This window comes from Vagococcus vulneris (assembly GCF_003950515.1).
Lineage (GTDB): Bacteria > Bacillota > Bacilli > Lactobacillales > Vagococcaceae > Vagococcus > Vagococcus vulneris.
In genome coordinates this window covers 140,269-162,272 of record NZ_NGJS01000001.1, presented here as the reverse complement: position 1 = coordinate 162,272, position 22,004 = coordinate 140,269, and the positions used below count along the sequence as shown (strand labels likewise).

Annotated in this window: 19 protein-coding genes and 1 riboswitch; all 19 genes read left to right on the top strand. The window is 35.9% G+C overall.

Annotated features, from left to right (window positions below; genetic code table 11):
• Window positions 1–21: 21 nt before the first annotated feature.
• The gene (gene parC / locus CBF37_RS00765; RefSeq protein ID WP_125982904.1) at window positions 22–2,451 is read left to right on the top strand and encodes a DNA topoisomerase IV subunit A; all 2,430 of its coding nucleotides are present in this window, start codon (window positions 22–24) and stop codon (window positions 2,449–2,451) included.
• Between the two features lie 304 nt (window positions 2,452–2,755).
• Window positions 2,756–5,005, top strand: a complete 2,250-nt coding sequence (gene pflB / locus CBF37_RS00760) for a formate C-acetyltransferase (protein ID WP_125982903.1) — start codon at window positions 2,756–2,758, stop codon at window positions 5,003–5,005.
• A gap of 66 nt (window positions 5,006–5,071) precedes the next feature.
• On the top strand, window positions 5,072–5,833 hold the full coding sequence (gene pflA, locus CBF37_RS00755; RefSeq protein WP_125982902.1) for a pyruvate formate-lyase-activating protein: 762 nt from the start codon (window positions 5,072–5,074) through the stop codon (window positions 5,831–5,833).
• A gap of 66 nt (window positions 5,834–5,899) precedes the next feature.
• Window positions 5,900–6,000, top strand: a riboswitch (guanidine-I (ykkC/yxkD leader).
• 58 nt (window positions 6,001–6,058) lie between these two features.
• Window positions 6,059–6,391: a DMT family transporter gene (locus CBF37_RS00750; RefSeq protein ID WP_125982901.1), complete on the top strand. Its 333-nt coding sequence runs from the start codon at window positions 6,059–6,061 to the stop codon at window positions 6,389–6,391.
• The gene (locus tag CBF37_RS00745; protein WP_125982900.1) at window positions 6,391–6,705 is read left to right on the top strand and encodes a DMT family transporter; all 315 of its coding nucleotides are present in this window, start codon (window positions 6,391–6,393) and stop codon (window positions 6,703–6,705) included. The genes CBF37_RS00750 and CBF37_RS00745 overlap by 1 nt, the downstream gene beginning before the upstream one ends.
• A 59-nt stretch (window positions 6,706–6,764) precedes the next feature.
• The gene (locus CBF37_RS00740) at window positions 6,765–7,691 is read left to right on the top strand and encodes a manganese-dependent inorganic pyrophosphatase (RefSeq protein ID WP_125982899.1); all 927 of its coding nucleotides are present in this window, start codon (window positions 6,765–6,767) and stop codon (window positions 7,689–7,691) included.
• 63 nt (window positions 7,692–7,754) lie between these two features.
• Window positions 7,755–8,720 carry a DUF1803 domain-containing protein gene (locus tag CBF37_RS00735; protein WP_125982898.1) on the top strand — a complete coding sequence of 322 codons (966 nt, stop codon included), beginning with the start codon at window positions 7,755–7,757 and terminating at the stop codon, window positions 8,718–8,720.
• A 212-nt stretch (window positions 8,721–8,932) separates the two neighbouring features.
• Window positions 8,933–9,310: a hypothetical protein gene (locus tag CBF37_RS00730; protein WP_125982897.1), complete on the top strand. Its 378-nt coding sequence runs from the start codon at window positions 8,933–8,935 to the stop codon at window positions 9,308–9,310.
• Window positions 9,311–9,326: 16 nt separating this feature from the next.
• Window positions 9,327–10,232, top strand: a complete 906-nt coding sequence (locus CBF37_RS00725) for an RluA family pseudouridine synthase (protein ID WP_125982896.1) — start codon at window positions 9,327–9,329, stop codon at window positions 10,230–10,232.
• A gap of 205 nt (window positions 10,233–10,437) precedes the next feature.
• Window positions 10,438–10,977 (top strand): bifunctional pyr operon transcriptional regulator/uracil phosphoribosyltransferase PyrR, encoded by a 540-nt coding sequence (gene pyrR / locus CBF37_RS00720; RefSeq protein ID WP_125982895.1) that lies wholly within the window; start codon window positions 10,438–10,440, stop codon window positions 10,975–10,977.
• 134 nt (window positions 10,978–11,111) lie between these two features.
• On the top strand, window positions 11,112–12,407 hold the full coding sequence (gene uraA, locus CBF37_RS00715; protein WP_125982894.1) for a uracil permease: 1,296 nt from the start codon (window positions 11,112–11,114) through the stop codon (window positions 12,405–12,407).
• Window positions 12,408–12,425: 18 nt separating this feature from the next.
• The gene (locus tag CBF37_RS00710) at window positions 12,426–13,352 is read left to right on the top strand and encodes an aspartate carbamoyltransferase catalytic subunit (protein ID WP_125982893.1); all 927 of its coding nucleotides are present in this window, start codon (window positions 12,426–12,428) and stop codon (window positions 13,350–13,352) included.
• 9 nt (window positions 13,353–13,361) lie between these two features.
• Window positions 13,362–14,648: a dihydroorotase gene (locus CBF37_RS00705; protein ID WP_125982892.1), complete on the top strand. Its 1,287-nt coding sequence runs from the start codon at window positions 13,362–13,364 to the stop codon at window positions 14,646–14,648.
• 4 nt (window positions 14,649–14,652) lie between these two features.
• Window positions 14,653–15,735: a carbamoyl phosphate synthase small subunit gene (locus tag CBF37_RS00700; protein ID WP_125982958.1), complete on the top strand. Its 1,083-nt coding sequence runs from the start codon at window positions 14,653–14,655 to the stop codon at window positions 15,733–15,735.
• Entirely contained in the window at window positions 15,728–18,907 is a 3,180-nt protein-coding gene (carB, locus tag CBF37_RS00695) for a carbamoyl-phosphate synthase large subunit (RefSeq protein WP_125982891.1), read from the top strand. The genes CBF37_RS00700 and carB overlap by 8 nt, the downstream gene beginning before the upstream one ends.
• Window positions 18,908–18,930: 23 nt before the next feature.
• On the top strand, window positions 18,931–19,710 hold the full coding sequence (locus CBF37_RS00690) for a dihydroorotate dehydrogenase electron transfer subunit (RefSeq protein WP_125982890.1): 780 nt from the start codon (window positions 18,931–18,933) through the stop codon (window positions 19,708–19,710).
• A complete protein-coding gene (locus CBF37_RS00685) occupies window positions 19,707–20,627 on the top strand; it encodes a dihydroorotate dehydrogenase (RefSeq protein WP_125982889.1) in 921 nt (306 codons plus the stop codon). Before CBF37_RS00690 ends, CBF37_RS00685 begins: the two co-directional genes overlap by 4 nt.
• Window positions 20,627–21,340, top strand: a complete 714-nt coding sequence (pyrF, locus tag CBF37_RS00680; protein ID WP_125982888.1) for an orotidine-5'-phosphate decarboxylase — start codon at window positions 20,627–20,629, stop codon at window positions 21,338–21,340. The genes CBF37_RS00685 and pyrF overlap by 1 nt, the downstream gene beginning before the upstream one ends.
• A complete protein-coding gene (pyrE, locus tag CBF37_RS00675; RefSeq protein ID WP_125982887.1) occupies window positions 21,340–21,960 on the top strand; it encodes an orotate phosphoribosyltransferase in 621 nt (206 codons plus the stop codon). The genes pyrF and pyrE overlap by 1 nt, the downstream gene beginning before the upstream one ends.
• The last annotated feature ends 44 nt before the right edge of the window (window positions 21,961–22,004 follow it).

Here is a 22,004-nt window from a genome sequence, read left to right as displayed (position 1 = left end):
GGCATGATAGGAGAGAATTAGATGACTGAACATCAAAGAATTCAAGAATTAACGCTTGAAGAAGTGATGGGAGATCGCTTTGGGCGCTATTCTAAATATATTATTCAAGAACGGGCTCTTCCAGATATCCGTGATGGACTGAAGCCGGTGCAAAGACGAATCCTATTTTCGATGAATAACGATGGTAATACATTTGATAAAGCATTTCGAAAATCTGCGAAATCAGTTGGTAATATTATGGGAAATTATCATCCGCATGGTGATAGCAGTATTTATGAAGCTATGGTGCGTATGAGCCAAGACTGGAAGTTAAGGGAACCTTTAATTGAAATGCATGGGAATAACGGAAGTATGGATGGAGATCCGCCAGCAGCAATGCGTTATACTGAGGCAAGATTATCAGAACTTAGTGACGAATTGTTGAAAGACATTGAAAAAGAAACCATTGAGATGGTTTGGAACTTTGATGATACTGAAAAAGAACCGACCGTTTTGCCAGCTAAATATCCGAATTTATTAGTGAACGGTTCTACAGGAATATCCGCAGGTTATGCTACAGAAATTCCAACACATAATTTAGCTGAAATTATTGATGGTACAGTGTATTTAATCGATCATCCAAATGCAAGTTTAGATAAATTGATGGAATTTGTACCAGGACCAGACTTCCCGACTGGGGGGATTTTGCAAGGTAAAAAAGAGTTGAGGAAGGCTTATGAAACTGGTAAAGGTAAAGTGAATTTACGGTCAAAAACGGAAATAGAACCATTAAAAGCCGGTAGAGAACAAATTGTTGTAACCGAAATTCCTTATGAGGTCAACAAAGCAAATTTAGTCAAAAAAATTGATGAGATACGTTTAAATAAAAAAATTGAGGGTATATCTGAGGTACGAGATGAAAGTGATAGAACTGGATTAAGAATTGTTATCGAGTTACGAAAAGAAGCGGATGCTTCGGGTATTTTGAACTATCTTTTAAAGAATACTGATTTACAGATAAATTACAATTTTAATATGGTGGCTATTCATGCTTCTCGACCTGAACAAGTAGGATTAAAGATAATTTTATCAGCCTATATTGAGCATCGTCAGCAGGTAATCCGTAAACGAAGTCAGTTTGAATTAAATAAAGCAAAAACACGACTGCATATTGTTGATGGTCTAATTAAGGCATTATCTATTCTTGATCAAGTGATCAGTGTTATCAGAGGAAGTAAAGATAAAAAAGATGCAAAACATAATTTAATGACATCTTTTGATTTTACCGAAGTACAAGCTGAAGCTATTGTCTCCCTTCAGTTGTATCGACTAACCAATACAGATATTACAGCATTAAAAATTGAAGCTGAAGATTTAAATAAACAAATTGCTTATTTAAAAAATATTTTAAATGATGAAAAAGAACTATTTAAATTAATGAAACAAGAACTTAGAGAAGTTAAGAAAAAATATACAAAACAGCGTCTAACTAAGTTAGAAGAAGAAATTGAAGAAATTACGATTGAAGCGTCTGTATTAATTCCGCAAGAAGATGTGATGGTTTGTGTGACTAAAGAAGGTTATGTTAAGAGAAGTAGCTTGCGCTCGTTTAATGCTTCAAAAGATGATGAAATGGATATGAAGGAAACAGATTTTATTGTATTCAGCAATCAGCTGAATACACATGACCAGTTGTTGATAGTGACAACAAAAGGAAATATGATTTATCGTCCTGTTCATGAATTACCTGATAAACGCTGGAAAGAGGTTGGGGAACATCTTTCTCAAAGCATTAATAATTTTACTGCTAATGAACAGATACTTTCTGTATTCCCTTACACAGAATTAGAAAACCAAAAAAGATTTGTTTTCATTACTAGAGACGGAATGATTAAACAGTCTGAAATGACGGATTTTGATATATGGCGTACCTATAAAAGTCGGTCAACGATGGCCATGAAATTAAAGTCAGATGATGACATTGTTATTACGGCAGAGTTAATCGATAAACAAGAGAAGATGGATGTTCTGCTAATCACAAATCGAGCATATGGTCTTTTGTATGATTTAGATGAAGTGCCTTGCGTTGGTGCGAAAGCTGCTGGCGTCAAAGCTATTAATTTAAAAGATGGTGATTTTGTAGCAGCAGGTTTACTAGTTGTGCGTGGCGCAGAATCGATTTTAACTATCGCGACAAATCGGGGCGGATTAAAGCGAATGAAAGTTAATGATATCAGTAAATTAAGCAGGGCTAAACGAGGTTTGATGATTATGCGAGAGCTAAAATCAAATCCCCATCGAGTTTTAAATGCTTTTATAACCAGCGAACATTCAAAAATTAAATTATCTGATGAGGAAAATAAGGAATATTTAATTGAAATAAAAAAAATTCCGATAACTGATCGCCAGTCAAACGGATCATTGTATACAGAAGCTAATGTAACAACTGTTACATTACAAAACAGAGAATAAATAAACTAGGAAAACACTTACACAAACGTGAGTGTTTTTTTGTGTTCTATATAATTATTTCACAAAGAGCACTGTTATAGTACAGTTTTCTTGAAGTTGAAAACAGAATTGATACCGGTATCAAAAACATTTAAACCCCTATATTACAATGTTTTGCTGCCATTGTATTTTTTTTAACATATATTGTATTTTTTTTAACTAGAACACTTGAAAACGATTGTATTTGTGTTATACTGAATTTGTTAAAAGATAAATAAAAAACTAAAACGCTAAAAACGAAACAAACTTAAGGAGGTTTCTCATCATGAGAAAACAGTGGGATGGCTTTAAAGGTGGAAAATGGGAATCAAGTGTAGACGTTCGTGATTTTATTCAAAAGAACTACACAGAATATCGTGGAGATGACTCGTTCCTAGAAGGACCGGCAGAAAGCACTGATAAATTATGGGGTAGATTGCAAGAATTATTTGAAGTTCAACATGAACACAATGGTGTTTACGATATGGATAACAATATTCCTGCTACGATTACTTCTCATGAACCTGGATATTTAATTAAAGATGAAGAAAAAATTGTCGGCTTGCAGACAGATGTTCCTTTAAAACAAGCATTTATGCCATTTGGTGGGATTAATATGGCTAATCATGCTTTAACTGCTAATGGATATGAAGTTGATGAAGAAATGTCAAAAATCTTCACTGACTGGAGAAAAACACATAATCAAGGTGTATTCGATGCTTATACTCCAGAGATGAGAGCAGCACGTAAAAATAAAATTATTACTGGTTTGCCAGATGCTTATGGACGTGGACGAATCATTGGTGATTATCGTCGTTTAGCATTATATGGTATGGATTTCTTAATTGCTGAAAAGAAAAAAGATCTTTCTAATGTTGGTAATAAAGTAATGTCAGATGATGTTATTCGTTTACGTGAAGAAGTATCAGATCAAATCAAAGCTTTAAATGCTATTAAAGAGATGGCAACTTATTACGGTTTTGATATTTCTGAACCTGCAGAAAATGCTGCAGAAGCAATTCAATGGTTGTACTTTGCTTATCTATCTGCTATTAAATCACAAAATGGAGCAGCTATGTCAATCGGACGTATCTCTGCATTCCTAGATATTTATATTCAACGAGATATTGAAAAAGGGATTATTTCAGAATTTGAAGCACAAGAATTAATTGACCACTTAATTATGAAACTACGTATGGTAACATTTGCACGTACACCTGAATATAATCAGTTATTCTCTGGTTATCCAATTTGGGCTACTTTATGTGTTGCCGGTATGGGTCTTGATGGTCGTTCATTAGTTACAAAAAATGATTTCCGTATTTTACATACATTAACAAATATGGGACCATCTCCAGAACCTAACTTGACAGTACTTTATTCTTCTCATTTACCAGAAGGTTTCAGAACTTTTGCTTCTCGTATTGCTAAAGAAAGTTCATCAATTCAATTTGAAAATGATGACTTATTACGTTCTAACTGGGGTTCAGATGATTGCGGTATTGCTTGTTGTGTATCTGCAACAGTTATCGGTAAAGATATGCAATTCTTCGGAGCTCGTGCAAACTTGGCTAAAGCTGTTCTTTACGCAATTAACGGCGGTGTTGATGAAATGACTAAGGTTCAAGTTGCTCCAAGATTCCGTCCAATGACTGGCGAAGTTTTAGAATATGATGAATTTATGTCTAAATTTACAGATATCTTAGATTGGTTAGCAGAGTTGTATGTAAATACATTAAATGTTATTCACTTCATGCATGATAAATATGCTTATGAAGCACCGCAATTAGCATTTATGGATACTCACTTAAAACGTACATTTGCAACTGGTATTGCAGGTATTTCTCATGCGACTGATAGTATTATGGCAATTAAACACGGTCATGTAGAAGTTATTCGCGACGAAAATGGTTTAGCTGTAGATTATGTACCAACAAAAGAATTCCCAACTTATGGTAACGATAATGCTGAAGCTGATGCAATGGCAAACTGGATTTTAGAATACTTCATGACTCAAATCAAACGTCAACATACTTATCGTAATTCAACACCATCTACATCATTATTAACAATTACATCAAATGTTGTTTATGGTAAAGGTACTGGTAACACTCCTGATGGACGCCGCGGAGGAAAACCGTTAGCACCAGGTGCAAACCCAAGCTATCAAGATGGAAAATATTTAGGTGAAAAGAACGGTTTATTAGCATCATTAAACTCTACTGCACGCTTAGATTACTCTAATGCTTTAGATGGTATTTCAAATACACAAACAATTAACCCTAATGGTTTAGGTAAGGATGACGATACACGTATTGCTAACTTACGCAACGTGTTAGATGGATACTTTGACAATGGCGGATACCATATAAATGTAAACGTCTTTACTAAAGATTTATTATTGGATGCTCAAGCACATCCTGAAAAATATCCAAACTTAACAATTCGTGTATCAGGTTACGCTGTTAAATTCCGTGACTTAACTCCTGAACAACAAGCAGATGTTATCTCACGTACAGCACACGAAAGAATGTAAAAAAATTATTGAAGGGGATGACGTGTTACATCGTCATCTCCTTTTTAGATAAAGGGATGGGACATTATGACAGAACAAGTAACGGGTAGAATTCACTCAACAGAAAACTTTGGTACAGTAGATGGACCAGGTGTAAGGTTTATTGTGTTTATGCAAGGATGTAAAATGAGATGCCAATTTTGTCATAATCCTGATACATGGAAGATAGGGGGAGGCAAAGAGGTAACTCCTGATGAAATTCTTGCGGAGGCTTTAAAGTATAAAACTTATTGGGGTAAAGACGGTGGGATAACTGTTAGTGGCGGTGAACCGTTACTTCAACCTAAGTTTATAACTGAACTGTTTAAAAAGGCTAAGGCTTTAGGAATTCATACAACGATTGATACATGTGGAAAACCATTCACTTACGATGAACCATTCTTTAGTGAATTTGAAGAACTTTTGAATTATACTGATCTTCTACTATTTGATATTAAACATATTGATAACGACGGTCATAAAATTTTAACAATGAATACAAATGATAATATTTTAGAAATGGCAAAATATTTATCTGAACGCAATCAACCTGTTTGGATCAGACATGTATTGGTTCCGCAAAGAACAGACTATGATGAATATTTGATTCGATTGGATGAATTTATAAAGTCATTGAATAATGTTGATAAAGTTGAAGTTTTACCTTATCATACAATGGGGCTGTTTAAGTGGGAAGATATGGGGTTAGAATACCCATTAGAAGGAATACCTACCCCTTCGCAAGAGAGAGTTGAAAATGCAAAAAAACTTTTACATGTCGATGATTATAAAAAATATTTAACAAGATAGAAAGTCGTCAACTATTGCTTTAATTGCAATAGTTGGATATACTAACATATATATTGAAAAATTAATAGTCAAGTTTTCTAGGGTTCCGTGAAATTTTTTCAGTCTGGACCGAGAGAAAACCATGGCAGCTTTCTGCTATGACACGGAAGGATAAAAGCCTGGGAGTTATTGAATAAATAATTCTCAGGCTTTTTTTTGTAGACATAATTAGGGAGGAAAATTAGATTGAAGAAAGAGTGGGTAATGATTATTGTTGCTGCAATTTTTGAAGTGTTGTGGGTAATTGGCTTAAAATATGCGGGATCCCCTTTAGAATGGATTGTTACAATTGCAGCTATATTTCTAAGTTTTTCGTTAATGATTAAAGCTGGTGAAAAAATTCCCGTAGGAACAGTTTACGCGGTTTTTGTCGGCCTTGGGACTGTGGGGACTTTGACAGTCGACAGTATTTTTTTTGGAACTCCAGTAACCATATCAAAAATATGCTTAATGTTGATTTTGGTTATCGGCATAATCGGATTAAAACAAACAACTCAATTAAAGGAGAGTAATGACTAATGGAATGGGCAGCGCTTATCGCAGCAGGTTTATTTGAAATGTTAGGTGTTAATGCAATTAATCGTTTTAATGAAAAAAAATCAGCAGCTAATCTGTTTGGGTTAATTATATTTTTCTTATGCAGTTTTCTATTATTATCGTATGCAATAACAAAATTATCGATGAGTACTGCTTATGCAATATGGACAGGAATAGGTGCGGCTGGTGGTGCGATACTTGGAATTATTTATCACGGGGAATCAAAAGATTTAAAACGCTTATTTTTTATTTCATTAATAATTATTGCGACAATTGGTTTAAAAATAATATCGTAAGCACAGCTTTATTTATGTTATAATGTCAGTATGAAAAAACAAATTGGAGGAATTAACTTATGTCAAAAGTATTAGTATTTGGACATCAAAATCCTGATACAGATGCAATTACATCTGCTATTGCATTTGCATACTTACAAAATAAATTGGGAATCGATACTGAAGCTGTTGCTTTAGGGGCGGTCAATGAAGAGACAGCTTACGCTTTAAACTACTTTAACACAGCTGCTCCGCGCATAATTGAAACAGCAGCAAATGAAACGAAACAGGTCATGCTTGTAGATCACAATGAATTTCAGCAAAGCGTTTCAGATATTAAAGAACTTGAAGTCTTGTCAGTTGTAGATCATCATAGGATTGCTAATTTTGAAACTGCTAATCCATTATACTATCGTGCAGAACCAGTCGGTTGTACAAATACAATTATTTTAAAATTATTCAAAGAAAATAATGTAACAATTCCTAAAGAAATTGCTGGTTTGATGGCATCTGCAATCATTTCTGATTCCTTACTATTTAAATCACCTACATGTACATCAGAAGATGTTGCTGCTGCGAAAGAACTAGCTGAACTAGCTGATATCGATTTGAATACTTATGGTTTAGCTATGCTGAAAGCCGGAACGAACTTAACAGACAAATCAGCTGAAGATTTAATTGATTCAGATGCTAAGAGTTTTCCGATGGGCGGTAAAAATTTAAGAATCGGACAGGTTAATACTGTTGATGTCTCAGATGTTTTATCTCGTCAGACTGAAGTCGAAGCAGCTATGCTTAAAGCAAATAAAGATAACGGATTCGATATGTTTATTTTAGTGATTACGAATATCTTAGATAGCGATTCAGTCGTATTGGTTGTCGGTGAACCTAAAGAAAAAGTAGAAGTTGCATTTAATGTTAAATTAGAAAATAATACAGCATTATTAAAAGGTGTTGTTTCACGTAAGAAACAAGTTGTTCCGCCTTTAACAAATGCATTTGCTTAGAAATTCAATTACTTCCAAGAGAGGTGTTTCTCTTGGAAGTTTTTTTGCAGAGGAGGTAAGCTAATGCTTAAAATGGATATTTTAAAAGAGGATTCGGTACTAGCAGAATATGGAGAAACTGATTTTCCAAAAGAACTACTTGACTTTTTAGTTTCTCATCGTGATGATACAGTGACATTAAGAGATATTAAGCGCTATTTTCCGAGTATGAGTAATATTGAGCGACATATAGATGTACTTATTAAAAATGGATTGCTTCAAAGGTATCATGGTCGATATATGACGGATATTCCCTACATTAAAACCAATGAATTGGAAGAAAGCTGTCAAGAAATAATTAAAAGTGTAAACAATCAAAAAAAAAAATTCTTAGCTTGGTTTGATAAGGAAAAGTTAAAGTCAGATGATGATCAATTTGTCCTTGCAGAGCTGCTCTCGTTATTTGTTAAAACTCCTTCCAAAAATAAAGTTGTACTTTTTGAAACCAATGAATTTATCCAACGATGGGAAAAATATCCCAATCAACTATCAACGCGTGACGGTATTCTCTATAAATGGGATGTTTTTCATCAACCAGTTATTTCTGAGCGATACGATTTAAATGATTATTTTAACCATTTATCTATTAATGAAGAACAGATACCTTCCAAATATCAGAAGATATATCAAAAGATTGGGGATGTTAATCCGGAATTTTATTTCAGCTATATTGACCGAAAAATTCGCCGATTATTAAAAGGAAAAAATAAAATCTCTAATCATCCCGACATTTTGATGACTTCACTAGTTGATTTAGATTATTTGATTGCTGAAAAAGATTATTATCAGATGATGGTAGTTTATCTACCTGAAAAAACATCTAAAGAATGTCCAGTATGGTATGATTGTATTAAAGAAGATTTATTAAGAACGCTAGACTATGAAACAATTGGAGATTTTTTGTTAATAAATTGTCTTTTAGATCAGTTAGTTATTGAAAGAAGTATTGATATTAATAAAACAATTCCTGTTATTAGAAATAAGTCATAAATTTTTGTGAGTTATCCAAAATATTATAAACTAAAAATAAATTGTTAATTGTTGGTTTTTTGAGAATTATGGATATTTTAAAATATGGTATTTTCTTTGTGGTAGCATTTGATTCATAAAAACTATAAAATCAAATTGATTGATTTACTTGGAAGAAGACATTGACAAAGTAGTTAAATAGCTTAATATAAAGTTAAGGATGGTGACGTCATTTGAAGAAGGTTTTAATATTCCTGTTAGTGGTTGTGTTGTTAGGATTTGGTGGATTTTATTTCTACAAGCAACAATCATCTCAGCAAACTCCTGATAAAATAGCGAAAGATACTGGGACTCAGGAAATTCAAAAAGATGATTTAGCAAAATATAATAAAGAAGCACAAGAATATGAAGCAAAATATAAGTATACCGAAGTATTTGACTCATGGGATGCATTAGATGATGCGAAAGATAAAGATGATAGTTATGCTTTGTCTAAATATGAGGGAAAAAAACTTTATCTGGTCTATGCGGCTTTACAGGAAGATAATAAAATAGCAGCAGTTTTCAGTGATAAAAATATAGTAGCTGAGAAATCAGAAAAAGATAAATAGTCTTAGGAGGACTTAAATGGATCAATTTAATTTAAAAATATCTGATGAGAGCGGTCGTATTGACAAGGTATTAACTAGTGCATTTAGTCAATATTCACGTTCTCAAATCCAATCATGGCTTAAAGATGGACTAGTAGACATTAATAAGACGCCTGTTAAGGCAAATCATAAAGTTAAAAATGGTGAAATCATTACAATTACTATTCCAGAGCCAGAAGAATTAACGCTTAAACCTCAGGATATTCCGATTGATATTGTCTATGAAGATGAAGATGTCATCATTGTTAATAAACCGCAAGGAATGGTTGTACATCCGTCAGCAGGTCATCCTGATGGCACGTTAGTGAATGCTTTACTATTTCATGCCGATCATTTATCATCGATAAATGATGTTGTTCGACCTGGTATTGTACATCGAATAGATAAAGATACATCCGGATTATTAATGGTGGCAAAAAATGATCAAGCACACGAGTATTTATCGGATCAATTAAAAGAAAAAAAACCTTTAAGAAAGTATCTTGCTTTAGTTCATGGTGTTATTCCTCATGAAAAAGGGACTATTGAAGCTCCGATAGGACGAAGCAAAGACAATCGACAGAAACAAGCGGTTATTAAAGACGGAAAACCTGCACTCACACATTTTAAAGTGATTGAAAAATTTGATAAATTTACATTAATTGAATGTCAACTGGAAACCGGTAGAACACACCAACTGAGAGTCCATCTCGAATACATTGGTTATCCAATCGCTGGTGATCCGTTGTATGGTCCGAAGAAAACTTTACCCGGTAATGGTCAATTTTTACATGCCCAAACCATTGGATTTGAGCATCCTAAAAATCATGAGTTAATGACGTTTTCTGTTGAAATACCACCTGTTTTCAAAGAAACTTTAGCTGAACTGAGAAAAAAAGATTGATTTTTATCTAAATTTACGTTAAAGTGAAATTAACAAATCAAACATGATTCCTTTAAGAATAGTCCCGAGAGGCTAAGAAGGTAAATGCTCTATATGGATTGTGGCTGTGTGTCTTATTCTATATAGAATGTCTTTATGAGAACATTTCCTCCTATCCTTTTCTTGGGTAGGAGTTTTTTATTGGATTCAATTAGGAGGATGTATTGTGAAGCAAAAAGAAGTGGTGGATGCTGTGACAATGAAACGCGCGATAACAAGAATTACGTATGAAATAATTGAGCGCAATAAATCCATCGATAATATTGCATTAGTCGGCATCAAAACTCGTGGTATTTATTTAGCTGAACGTATTGCTGAACGTTTACAGCAACTAGAGGGGCATAGTGTGCCTGTCGGTGAGCTCGATATTACTTTATACCGAGATGATAACCACAAGAACGAGCATGATGATGCTACGGTTCATGCATCAAATATTCCTTTTTCATTGGAAGATAAAGAGGTCATTCTAGTTGATGATGTTATTTACACAGGTCGTACTATTCGTGCAGCATTAGATGCTTTGATGGATTTAGGCCGTCCAGATAAGATTTCTTTAGCAGTGTTAGTTGATAGAGGCCACAGAGAATTACCGATTCGTGCTGATTATGTTGGGAAAAATATTCCAACATCAAGGAAAGAGCAAGTTATCGTACAAGTTCAGGAAGTTGACGGTAAAGACAGCATTTCTATAAAATCAGATCAATAAAAATACTTTTTAATCAAGTACAGAGAGACTTGGAAGAGTAACAAATGCACAAGGAACACTATGTGCATCATTTTGTTATGAACCTCGTTTCTAATTAAGAAACGAGGATTTTTTGTTATAAGGGGGAAAATAAAATGAAAAAAGAAGAGTTTCGTAATGAAGATGCAGTAATTGATATTCATGAAAGACCATCAGGAATTAAGTGGCTTGGCTTAAGTTTGCAACATTTGTTCACTATGTTTGGTGCAACAGTATTAGTTCCGATTTTAGTGGGGATAAATCCAGGGATCGCTCTATTTAGTTCAGGTTTAGGTACGGTCGTTTACTTGTGTGTGACTCGAGGTAAAATTCCAGCGTACTTAGGCAGCAGTTTTGCGTTTATAGCAGCTATGCAAATGTTGATGAAAGAAGATGGTTATCCGGCAATCGCTCTTGGCGCACTAACAACAGGAATTGTCTACCTGATTGTTTCAATGATTGTAAAAAAAGCTGGATCTGGCTGGCTAGACAAATTATTACCGGCAATCGTAGTCGGACCGGTTGTTATGGTAATTGGTCTTGGATTAGCTGCGAACGCTGCGAATCAAGCAATGTTTCAAAATATGCCGGATGGTTCTCAAGTTTATAATGTAAAGTATATCGCTGTGGCAATGATTACATTAATTTTAACAATTATATTCAATATGTATTTAAAAGGATTTTTAGGACTTATTCCGATTTTGTTGGGTATCATATGCGGCTATATTGTCGCTTTGCTGTTCGGTATTGTTGATACAAAGCCGATTGCAGATGCAGCATGGTTTGCTTTACCGAATTTTCAGACACCTTTTGTAACTTATACGCCTAAATTTTATTTAACAGCAGTCATTACGATGGCACCGATAGCCTTTGTTACGATGACTGAACATATCGGACATTTAATGGTATTGAATAAATTAACAAAGAGGAATTTTTATGAAAATCCAGGTCTTCATAAAACTTTGATGGGTGATGGGTTAGCACAAATTGTTGCTGGCTTCGTTGGTGGACCTCCAGTAACAAGTTATGGTGAAAATATTGGTGTTCTTGCAATTACACGTGTACATAGTGTGTTTGTTATCGGCGGGGCAGCGATCCTTGCTATGGTATTAGGCTTTGTCGGCAAATTAAGTGCTTTGATACAAAGTATACCTGGTCCTGTTATTGCAGGAATCAGTTTTATCTTATTCGGAGTTATTGCATCAAGCGGTTTGAAAATATTAATTGATAATAAAGTTGATTTTAATTCGAAACGCAACCTTTTAATAGCATCAGTCATTTTAGTGATTGGTATTGGCGGTCTAACCTTTAAAGCTGGTCCAGTCGCAGTCTCAGGTATGGCACTAGCTACAGTCTTCGGGATTGTTATGAATCTTGTTTTACCAAAAGTTGCCAAAAGTGAAGAAGAGTAAAGAAAAGGAGAGTTACGAATGATTATTACATCAGAACAAATCAGTTTAAAGCATCTATTGACGGCCGAATCATTGAGCGATCAAGAAGTAATGGGGCTGATTAGACGGGCACAGGCCTTTAAACAAGGGGCGAAATCAAATCTGCCGGATGAACAATTTTTTGTTACCAATCTATTTTTTGAGAACAGCACACGGACACATAAGAGTTTTGAAGTAGCCGAAAAAAAATTGGGTTTTGATGTAATAGAATTTGATGCAAAGTCTAGCTCAGTAACGAAGGGCGAATCATTATATGATACTGTATTGACGATGTCAGCAATTGGCGTACAGGCCTGTGTTATCAGACACTCGCAAGAAGATTATTATAATGAATTGATTCAAAGCAAAACAATTACGACGTCGATTATTAATGGCGGTGACGGTAGCGGCAATCATCCGACTCAATGTTTACTGGATCTGTTAACGATATACGAAGAATTTGGTTATTTTTCTGGGTTGAACGTAGCAATTTGCGGGGATTTGACTCATTCGCGTGTTGCTAATTCAAATATGAAAATGCTGAAACGTTTAGGTGCAAATCTTTATTTTTGCGGCCCAGAAGAATGGTATAACAAGCAGTATGAAGCATATGGTGAATATTTAGTTATAGATGATGTTCTAGACAAAGTCGATGTGATGATGATGCTTAGAGTGCAGCATGAGCGGCATGACTCAGATGAAGGGTTCTCTAAAGAAACGTATCATCAGAGATACGGGTTGACCGTGAAACGAGCTGAAAAGATGCAAGCGAAAGCAATTATTATGCATCCAGCACCGGTGAACCGTGATGTAGAACTAGCTGACGAATTGGTAGAGTCTTACCAATCAAGGATTACACAGCAAATGACAAATGGTGTTTATATGAGAATGGCAATTCTAGAAGCAATTCTACATGGAAAGGCGTAGGTGAAACGTATGACAACTCTATTAATCAAAAATGGACGCATGGTAACAAATCGAAATGAATTAATTTCTGCAGATATCTTTATTGAAGAAGGTAAGATTCAAGGTATTGGCAAGTTTGATGCAAGAACTGTTAGTGCTGATAAGGTAATTGATGCCGCAAATGGATTAATTACTCCAGGAATGGTAGATGTACACGTTCATTTCAGAGAACCTGGCTTTGAATACAAAGAAACAATTGAAACTGGCAGTTTATCTGCAGCTCGAGGGGGATTTACTACAGTTTGTGCGATGCCTAATTTGAATCCTGTTCCTGATACAGTTGAAAATATGGAGCTGATACAATCACTTATAAATAAAAATGCGCATGTCAAAATTTTACAATACGCTTCCATCACAAATAATTTAAGAAGTGAAGAGTTAGTTGATTTTAAAGGGTTAAAAGATGCCGGATCCTTTGCTTTTACCAATGATGGGGTAGGTGTACAAACCGCAGGTACAATGTATCTTGCTATGGAAGCCGCGGCTGCGCTCAATATGGCAATTGTTGCACATACAGAGGATGAATCACTGCTGTTTAATGGCGTAATGCATAAAGGAAAAAAATCGGAAGAGTTAGAATTACCAGGTATTATGAGTGCGACTGAATCATCACAAATAGCTCGGGATATTTTATTGGCTAAAGAAACAGGGGTTCATTACCACGTTTGTCACGTTTCTACAAAAGAGAGTGTGGAAGTTATCCGACAAGCAAAACTAAACGGAATCCACGTGACGTGCGAAGTCTGCCCACATCACCTAATTATGACGGATGCAGATATCACTTGTGACCACGGCTATTTTAAGATGAATCCGCCATTACGTGACAATGAGGATCGACAAGCTTTAATTAAAGGACTTTTAGATGGAACAATTGATTGCATAGCAACAGATCACGCTCCTCACGGTCATGAAGAAAAAAATCAAAGTATGCTTAAGGCTCCTTTTGGAATTATCGGTAGTGAAACAGTATTTAAATTAATGTACACCCATTTTGTAGAAACGGGAATTTTCACCTTGGCAGACGTTGTTTACTGGATGACAGATGCACCAGCCAGAATCTTTGGCTTAGAGGCTGGGACTTTAGATATTGGGACACCAGCTGATATTGCAATATTTGATATAGACAGCGAAGTAGAGATAACAAAAGACTTTACTTCTAAAGCGGATAACACACCTTTTATAGGTGAAAAGGTTAAAGGAGATACACTATTTACATTAGTGGATGGGAAAATAGTTTGGGATAAAGGTGGTATGTAACGTGATAAAACGATTATTAATTTTAGAAGATGGCACTTATTTTGAAGGTAAAGGGTTTGGAGCTAAAGGAATCGGTACCGGAGAGGTTGTGTTTACGACCGGTATGAGCGGTTATCAGGAAGTGTTAACAGATCCTAGTTTCAAGGGACAGATTATTATGTTTACGTACCCTTTAATCGGCAATTACGGTATTAATCGAGATGATTTTGAATCTATGCTGCCTTCATGTAATGGTGTCATTGTTAAAGATGTAGCTCGTTTGGCATCGAATTGGCGTAGCCAAATGACATTGGATGAATTTTTAAAATCAAAAGGGATACCTGGTATATCCGGTATCGATACACGAGCGTTGACAAAGAAAATCAGAGATGCCGGTACATTAAAAGGCAGTATTATCGATATTGTCCCGGATATTGATCATGAATATGATCAGCTGCGAGCAACGGTTTTACCGAGAAACCAAGTACAGCAAGTATCAACTACAAAGCCTTATACAATACCTGGAGATGGTAAAAAGGTAGTAGTTGTTGATTTTGGAATGAAACACAGCATTCTTCGAGAATTAATTAATCGCCGATGCAATATTACGGTTGTTCCTTACAATTATTCAGCAGACGATATTTTAACGTTGGCACCGGATGGCATTATGTTGTCAAATGGTCCTGGTGATCCCAAAGACGTACCTGAGGGAATTGAAACAATCACCAAGTTGCAAAGTAAAGTGCCGATATTTGGCATTTGCCTTGGACATCAATTACTTAGTTTAGCTAATGGTGCAGATACGTATAAATTAAAATTCGGTCATCGTGGCAGCAACCATCCGGTTAAAGAAATTGCAACAGGTCAGATTTGCTTTACTTCACAAAATCACGGATATGCTGTGTCTGAGGAAAGCACCACGATGACAGATTTGATGGTGACACACATTGAGATTAATGATAACACCATTGAAGGCGTTAAACATAAAAAGTACCCTGCGTTTTCAGTTCAGTTTCATCCAGATGCAGCGCCGGGGCCTCATGATGCAGTCGGAATTTTTGATGAATTTATTGAATTAATGGAAAATTGGGGGAAAAATAATGCCTAAACGTACAGATATTAACAAAATTTTAGTTATCGGATCTGGTCCAATTATTATCGGTCAGGCAGCTGAGTTTGATTATGCAGGAACTCAGGCATGTTTAGCTCTTAAAGAAGAAGGATATGAAGTCATTTTAATTAACTCAAATCCAGCGACTATCATGACTGATAAAGAAGTTGCTGATAAAGTCTATATTGAACCAATTACATTTGAATTTGTATCGAAAATTTTAAGAAAAGAACGTCCAGATGCTATTTTACCCACATTAGGAGGACAAACTGGATTAAATATGGCTATGTCGTTATCAAAGAGTGGCTTATTGGATGAACTTTCAATTGAACTGTTGGGAACGAAACTAGAAGCAATCGACCAAGCAGAAGATAGAGATTTGTTCAAACAATTAATGGAAGAATTGGATGAACCAATACCTGAAAGTACAATTGTTCATACAGTTGAAGAAGCTATCGCGTTTGGTAAAAAAATTGGGTATCCGTTAATTGTACGACCAGCGTTTACGCTTGGAGGTACCGGCGGTGGTATGTGTGAAAATGAAGAGTCGTTGATTGTTATTGCTTCAAGCGGACTAGCACTTTCACCGACTAACCAATGTTTAATCGAAAAAAGTATAGCTGGTTACAAAGAAATAGAATTTGAAGTGATGCGCGATTCGTCAGATAATGCGATTGTTGTCTGTCACATGGAAAATTTTGATCCGGTCGGTATACATACTGGTGATTCAATTGTCTTTGCACCTTGTCAGACTTTATCAGATGTTGAAGTACAGTTACTGCGAGATGCATCACTTAAAATTATTAAAGCACTGAAGATTGAGGGTGGATGTAACGTTCAATTAGCATTAGATCCTCACAGTTTTAATTATTACATTATAGAAGTGAACCCTAGAGTTTCACGTTCGTCAGCACTGGCAAGTAAAGCAACAGGTTTCCCAATTGCTAAAATTGCAGCAAAGATCGCTGTTGGTTTAAACTTAGATGAAATGAAAAATCCAGTAACACAAACAACTTACGCAATGTTTGAGCCAACGTTAGACTATGTTGTATCTAAAATACCTCGGTGGGCTTTTGACAAATTTGAAAAAGGCAACCGTCTTTTAAGCACACAAATGAAAGCAACTGGCGAGGTAATGGCACTGGGAAGAAATCTAGAAGAGTCCTTATTAAAAGCAGTTCGATCATTAGAAATCGGGGTCTATCATATTGAATTAGCTGAATTAAAGATCGTGTCAGATGAAGAATTAACACACGGCATGGTCTATGCGCAAGATGATCGTTTGTTTTATGTCGCTGAAGCCATACGACGCGGATTTGATATAGTTGATATTGCTGGTTTAACTAAGATTGATTTGTTTTTCTTAGACAAATTACTTCATATTATCGAACTAGAAAGATTGGCAGCGGACAATAAAGACGATAAAGAGGTCTTAAAAGAAATAAAAGAATATGGTTTTTCGGACAGAATAATTTCTGAAATTTGGAAAACAACAGAAGAAAATGTTTATCAATTCCGAAAAGTAAATAATATTATACCAATATACAAAATGGTCGATACATGTGCTGCAGAGTTTGACTCTAAAACACCTTATTTTTATAGCAGTTATGAATTAGAAAATGAAAGTCACATTAGTGAAAAACCTTCAGTTCTAGTACTTGGTTCTGGTCCGATTCGAATTGGACAAGGTGTAGAATTCGATTACGCAACAGTCCATTCAGTTAAGGCGATTCAAGCAGCCGGATATGAGGCAATTATCATGAACAGCAATCCAGAAACAGTGTCGACCGATTTTTCAATATCTGATAAATTATACTTTGAACCATTGACATTAGAAGATGTAATGCATGTTATTGACTTAGAAAAGCCTGTGGGAGTTATTGTTCAATTTGGCGGACAGACAGCAATTAATTTGGCCGAAGGTTTAACAAAAAATGGAGTGACTATTATAGGTACAACTATTGAAGACTTAGACCGAGCTGAAAATAGAGATAAATTTGAACAAGCATTAAATGAACTACAGATTCCACAACCAAAAGGCAGTACAGCAACTAATAAAGAGGATGCAGTAAAAATTGCTGAGGGATTAGGATATCCAGTTTTAGTACGACCTAGTTACGTGCTTGGAGGTCGCGCAATGGAAATAGTATGGTCAACAAAAGATCTAGAACGTTACATGGAAGAAGCTGTTAAAGCATCACCAGAACACCCGGTTTTAATCGACCGATATTTAATGGGTGTTGAATGTGAGGTTGATGCAATAAGCGATGGCAGAGAAGTCTTAATCCCAGGAATTATGCAACATATTGAAAGAGCGGGTGTTCATTCGGGAGACTCAATGGCTGTCTATCCGCCTCAATCATTGACAAAAGCTGTAATTAACAAAATTATTGATTATACCAAACGGTTAGCAATTGGTTTGAATTGTAAAGGTATGATGAACATTCAATTTATCGTCCATCAAGATGAAGTTTACGTAATTGAAGTTAATCCGCGTGCTAGTCGTACAGTTCCGTTTTTAAGCAAAGTTACGGGTATTCCAATGGCTCAAGTTGCTACTCAATTAATACTAGGACAATCGTTAAATGATTTAGGATATCAGGAAGGTCTTTATCATGAAAGTACGCAAGTTCATGTTAAAGCACCAGTATTTTCATTTGCAAAATTACATGATGTTGACACAAATTTGGGTCCGGAAATGAAGTCAACTGGTGAAGTAATGGGATCTGATAAAACACTTGAAAAAGCTCTGTATAAAGCTTTTGAAGCGAGCGGTATGCACTTGCCTGACTTTGGCTCTGTTTTATTTACCATTGATGATGAGGCAAAAGAGGAAGCTCTGCAACTGGCAAAACGATTCAATGATATTGGTTATGGTTTAATGGCAACGGAAGGAACGGGGCACTATTTGAAAGAAAATGGTCTGACGGTTGATACTGTGACAAAAGCAAACTCGGAAGATACCGATAATATTTTAACTGTTATCCGAGAAGGGCGCTGTCAATTAGTAATTAACACACCTGGAAAAGATACAACGACTGCGACTGATGGTTTTAAAATACGGCGTCAGGCAGTTGAAGCTAGTGTTCCCTTAATGACGTCTTTAGATACAGCTGATGCAATATTAAAGGTTCTTGAAGCTAGAAGTTTTTCATTAGTCAATTTATAAAATATAGATGATGGAGGTCGACCATGAAGCAAGAGGATATGCGCGTTTTAAAGCAGGTAGAAATAGCCGAAAATATTTATGAAATGACATTGACTGGAGAATTAACAAATGAATTGCAACAGTCGGGTCAATTCATTCATATCAGAGTACCGCAAGCTGATTTATTATTACGAAGACCAATCAGTTTAGCTGAGATTAATCATCAGGAAAAAACTTGCAAAATAATATATCGTGCTGATGGCGATGGTACAACAGCGATGAGCTCGTTAGGTACGAATGATTATTTAGATGTTTTAGGTCCTCTCGGGAATGGGTTTGACACCTCAGTCATTGCTGAAAATGACACAGTTTTTATTATTGGCGGAGGTATAGGTGTTCCGCCGCTTTATCAATTAGGCAAAGAACTAAAAGAAAAAAAAGCACGGTTGATCTTTCTTTTAGGATTTGCTAAAAAATCAGTTAGTTTTTACGATACTGAATTTAAAAATTTGGGAACAGTCATGCTGGCAACAGATGATGGAAGTTGTGGTAAAAAGGGACATGTTGGTCATCTAATTGATGAGGCAAAGAAAGTTTATGGACTACCAAAAGCAGTTTATGCATGCGGTCCAAGTCCTTTGTTGCGAAGTGTAGAAGGTGCATTCGAAGAATTAGAACATGTCTATCTGTCTATGGAAGAAATAATGGCATGTGGTGTTGGGGCATGCTATGCTTGTGTCTGCAAATCAAAAAAAGATCCAACAAAGAATAAAAAGGTCTGTGATGAAGGTCCGGTATTTAAAACAGGGGAGGTTATTATATGAGTCGGTTAGCTGTTAAACTTCCTGGTCTAGATTTGAAGAATCCAATAATACCAGCTAGCGGTTGTTTTGGTTTTGGTGAAGAATATGCAAAGTATTATGATTTGAGCCGCTTGGGTGCAATTATGGTGAAAGCCACCACTTATCAATCCAGATATGGAAACCCAACACCTCGTGTCGCTGAAACGCCAAGCGGCATGTTGAATGCAATAGGCTTGCAAAATCCAGGTCTTGAAGTTGTTATGAATGAAAAATTACCAGCACTTGAAAAGTATGATGTACCAATCATAGCTAACGTTGCTGGTTCAACTGAGGCAGATTATGTAAAGGTGTGTGAGAGAATTGGTGATGCACCTAACGTTCATGCAATTGAACTGAATATTTCATGCCCCAATGTAAAAGAAGGCGGTATCGCTTTTGGCACTAGTCCAGAAGTTGCTGCACAATTGACACGTGCAGTTAAAGCTGTTGCAACTGTTCCGGTTTATATCAAACTCTCGCCAAATGTGACGGACATTGTACCTATTGCGAAGGCTGTGGAAGCAGCAGGTGCAGATGGTATTACAATGATTAATACTCTATTAGGTATGCGACTTGATTTAAAAACTCGTCGTCCAGTTTTAGCAAATGGAACTGGCGGTTTATCTGGACCTGAAATAAAACCGGTAGCAATACGTATGATCCATCAGGTGTCGCATGCTGTTGATATACCGATTATAGGAATGGGCGGTGTCGCTGCTGTTGACGATGTTCTTGAGATGTATCTAGCAGGAGCGAGTGCAGTAGCTATCGGAACTATGAACTTTACAGATCCTTTTATCTGTCCTAAGCTGATTGATGAATTACCGCAAAGAATGGATGAATTAGGTATCGAATCTTTAAAAAGTTTAATTCAAGAAGTTAAGGAGGTACGAGATTAATGAATCGACCAATTATTGCGCTTGATTTTCCGGACAAGGTCAGTGTTCAATTATTTTTGAATAAATTTCCAAAAAATGAATCTTTGTTCGTCAAAGTAGGAATGGAAATTTTTTACAAAGAAGGTCCAAGTATTGTGACATGGTTAAAAGATCTCGGCCATGATGTTTTCCTTGATTTAAAACTACACGATATTCCAAATACTGTTCGCTCAGCGATGAAGAGTATCGCCTCTTTAGGAGTAGCAATCACTAATGTCCATGCAGCGGGAGGACAAGAAATGATGGAGCAAGCCTTATTGGGACTGAAAGAAGGAACGCCTGAAGGTCAACAAGTTCCAGAATTAATCGCTGTTACTCAGTTGACATCAACTAGTGAACAGCAAATGCATACGGACCAACTAATCACTTGTACTCTTAATGAAAGTGTTTGCCACTATGCTGAAATAACTGCTGAATCTGGTTTAGCGGGAGTAGTCTGCTCTGCATTAGAAGTTGATATGATTAAACAGAGAACGTCCCGTGACTTTATTTGTCTGACACCAGGAATCCGTCCAGCTGATGCAGTTGTCGGCGATCAGAAAAGAGTCGTTACCCCAAGAGAAGCACGAGATATCGGCTCAAGCTATATTGTTGTCGGGCGACCGATTACAAAATCTAACATACCGTATGAAAGCTACCTAAAAATAAAAAATGAATGGAATGGTGTTGACTAATGAAACATATTGCAGAAGAATTATTATCAATTAAAGCCGTTACTTTAAGTCCATCTCAGCCGTATACTTGGGCGAGCGGTATTAAAAGCCCTATATATTGTGACAATCGAATTACTATGAGTTATCCAAAAGTTCGGAGAGATATTGCAAAGTCATTAGCAGAATTAATTAAACAAACATATCCTGATGCGGAAGTAATTGCTGGGACAGCTACTGCAGGAATCCCGCATGCTGCATGGGTAGCAGATTTATTAGACTTGCCAATGGTATATATTCGCGGAAAAGCAAAGGACCATGGAAAACAAAATCAGATTGAAGGCCACATAACAAAAAATCAAAAGATGGTTATTATTGAAGATTTGATTTCAACCGGCGGAAGCGTTATTGATGCAGCAGAAGCAGCGACACGCGAAGGTGCTGATGTTTTAGGTGCTGTAGCAATTTTTAGTTACCAGTTACCAAAAGGCGCAGATAATTTTGAAAAAGCAAAATTATCTTTCTTGACACTGACAAATTATACCGAGCTGTTAAGTGTAGCACTAGAAAAAAATTATATCTCTGCTGATGATTTGACTCTTTTAGAAGAGTGGAAAACTGCTCCAGAAAAATGGAATAAATAAAAATAAAATTAATATTAAATGAGAATTTTTATAGACATTCTCAT

Excerpts from the sequence above, each read along its gene's own strand:
- pflA (WP_125982902.1), top strand. The coding sequence starts at position 5,072 with ATGACAGAACAAGTAACGGGTAGAATTCACTCAACAGAAAACTTTGGT.
- pflB (WP_125982903.1), top strand. The coding sequence starts at position 2,756 with ATGAGAAAACAGTGGGATGGCTTTAAAGGTGGAAAATGGGAATCAAGT.
- CBF37_RS00735 (WP_125982898.1), top strand. The coding sequence starts at position 7,755 with ATGCTTAAAATGGATATTTTAAAAGAGGATTCGGTACTAGCAGAATAT.
- parC (WP_125982904.1), top strand. The coding sequence starts at position 22 with ATGACTGAACATCAAAGAATTCAAGAATTAACGCTTGAAGAAGTGATG.
- carB (WP_125982891.1), top strand. The coding sequence starts at position 15,728 with ATGCCTAAACGTACAGATATTAACAAAATTTTAGTTATCGGATCTGGT.
- CBF37_RS00725 (WP_125982896.1), top strand. The coding sequence starts at position 9,327 with ATGGATCAATTTAATTTAAAAATATCTGATGAGAGCGGTCGTATTGAC.
- CBF37_RS00690 (WP_125982890.1), top strand. The coding sequence starts at position 18,931 with ATGAAGCAAGAGGATATGCGCGTTTTAAAGCAGGTAGAAATAGCCGAA.
- CBF37_RS00740 (WP_125982899.1), top strand. The coding sequence starts at position 6,765 with ATGTCAAAAGTATTAGTATTTGGACATCAAAATCCTGATACAGATGCA.
- pyrE (WP_125982887.1), top strand. The coding sequence starts at position 21,340 with ATGAAACATATTGCAGAAGAATTATTATCAATTAAAGCCGTTACTTTA.
- CBF37_RS00710 (WP_125982893.1), top strand. The coding sequence starts at position 12,426 with ATGATTATTACATCAGAACAAATCAGTTTAAAGCATCTATTGACGGCC.
- CBF37_RS00705 (WP_125982892.1), top strand. The coding sequence starts at position 13,362 with ATGACAACTCTATTAATCAAAAATGGACGCATGGTAACAAATCGAAAT.
- pyrF (WP_125982888.1), top strand. The coding sequence starts at position 20,627 with ATGAATCGACCAATTATTGCGCTTGATTTTCCGGACAAGGTCAGTGTT.
- CBF37_RS00745 (WP_125982900.1), top strand. The coding sequence starts at position 6,391 with ATGGAATGGGCAGCGCTTATCGCAGCAGGTTTATTTGAAATGTTAGGT.
- uraA (WP_125982894.1), top strand. The coding sequence starts at position 11,112 with ATGAAAAAAGAAGAGTTTCGTAATGAAGATGCAGTAATTGATATTCAT.
- CBF37_RS00685 (WP_125982889.1), top strand. The coding sequence starts at position 19,707 with ATGAGTCGGTTAGCTGTTAAACTTCCTGGTCTAGATTTGAAGAATCCA.